Annotated in this window: 2 protein-coding genes; one reads left to right on the top strand and one right to left on the bottom strand. The window is 63.5% G+C overall.

Translation table 11 applies throughout. The features are described 5' to 3' along the window. Positions 1-891 (bottom strand): DnaJ C-terminal domain-containing protein (locus AC1DWI_RS22170; protein WP_477725788.1); only part of this gene is annotated, 891 nt, incomplete at its 3' end. Positions 892-1,102: 211 nt separating this feature from the next. Here AC1DWI_RS22170 and AC1DWI_RS22165 point away from each other — a divergent pair. Then, on the top strand, positions 1,103-1,670 hold a 568-nt coding region (locus AC1DWI_RS22165; RefSeq protein ID WP_477725787.1), incomplete at its 3' end, for an aldehyde dehydrogenase family protein.

The raw sequence follows: 1,670 nt of genomic DNA, 5'->3' as shown, positions 1-1,670 counted from the left end.
CGGCAGGACCACCTGCAGCACAAAATAAAAATCTCCCGGGGTCTTGCCCGGCAGCCCGCGCCCCTTGAGCCTGAGCTTGCGCCCGCCGGCAGAGCCCGCCGGGATTTTCAGCTCCACCTCGCCGGTGGGCGTGGGCACTTCCACCTCGGCGCCCAGCGCGGCTTCCCATGGCGCGACGGGCAGATTCATATACACGTCATGGCCCTCGGCACGGTACAGGGCATGCGGCAGAAATTCAACATCCAGGTAAAGGTCGCCCGGGTTGCCCTGACCCATACCGGGAGAGCCCTGGCCCGCCAGGCGAATGTGCTGGCCTGCGCGTATGCCCTTGGGGATGACGAACTCGATGCTGCGGTCCTGCATCGTCACGCCGGCTTCACTCTCCATCGGCATGCGCAACTGCAGCTTGCGCGTGGCGCCGCTGTAGGAGTCGCCGATGTCGATCTGGATTTTGGCGTGCTGGTCCTGGCCATGCATGTCAAAGCTTCGGCTGCCGCGCATATCGTCAAAACCACCCCGGCCTTGCGGCCCTCCGCCCATGCCGCGGAAGATCGCGTCGAAAAAGTCGCTGTGGTCAAAACCTTCGGCTCCGCCAAAATGGGGAGCGCCGGCGGCACCCCCCGAGGCCTGCCCCGGGTTCCAGCCCGGCGGCGGGCGGAAGTCCTGCCCGGCCTGGTAGTTGGCGCCCAGTTGGTCGTAAGCGGTGCGCTTTTCAGGATCGCGCAACACCTCGTAGGCTTCGGCGATTTCCTTGAAGCGTGCCTCGGCGTTTTTTTCCTTGCTGACGTCGGGATGGTATTTGCGTGCCAGCTTGCGGTGTGCCTTTTTGATCTCGTCGGGCGTGGCACTGCGCTCTACGCCCATGACCTTGTAGTAATCCTTGAATTCCATGAAACACTTTCATCAGGGATGGTTTACCTGCCAGTCACCATAGCGGATAAGTGCCGGCGCGGTTGTCAGTCAAATGCCTGAGAACCCGTTTAGACCGTCAATAGGTTCTGCATCAAGTCTGCAAATGGGGTCAAGTACCTCAGGGTCAACCCGCAGTGCTGCTGGAGTTGCGTCCCTACTGCGCTGCCCCTGTGGCCCCTATCATGGCCGGATGAGTTCCAGCACACCTCCGTCCGTCCTTCGAACATTGTTTGAAGCCCAGCACCAGGCCAGCCGCGCGCAGCCCGAGGTGCCGCTGGCCCTGCGGCGGGAACGCCTGCTGCGCATCCGTACCTTACTGGACGAGCACGGCAGCGCGCTGGCCCAGGCCGTCAATGCCGACTTCGGCGTGCGGTCGCCCCAGCTGACCGAAATCGCCGACATCTTTGTGCTGCGCTCGCTGCTGTCCAGTACCCTCCGGCATTTGCCAAAGTGGATGAAACCCGTGAAGGTGCRCACGCCGCTGTACTTGCAGCCCGCGCGGGCCTACCTGCAGCGCCAGCCCTTGGGTGTGGTGGGCGTGGTGTCGCCGTGGAACTACCCGGTGCAGCTGTCGCTTGGGCCTGTCATCACCGCGCTGGCGGCTGGTAACCGCGTCATGCTCAAGCCCAGTGAGCTGACGCCGAAAACTTCTGCCTTGCTGGCAACCCTGATTGAACAATCCTTCGCACCTGACGAGCTGTGCGTGGTGCAGGGCGACGGCGCCCTGGCCGCCGAATTTGCCGGGCTGCCGTTTGACC

The organism is Polaromonas sp. P3_C2 (assembly GCF_056402675.1).
The sequence above is the reverse complement of the archived record's forward strand: the minus strand, read 5'-3'. Positions and strand labels throughout refer to the sequence as shown.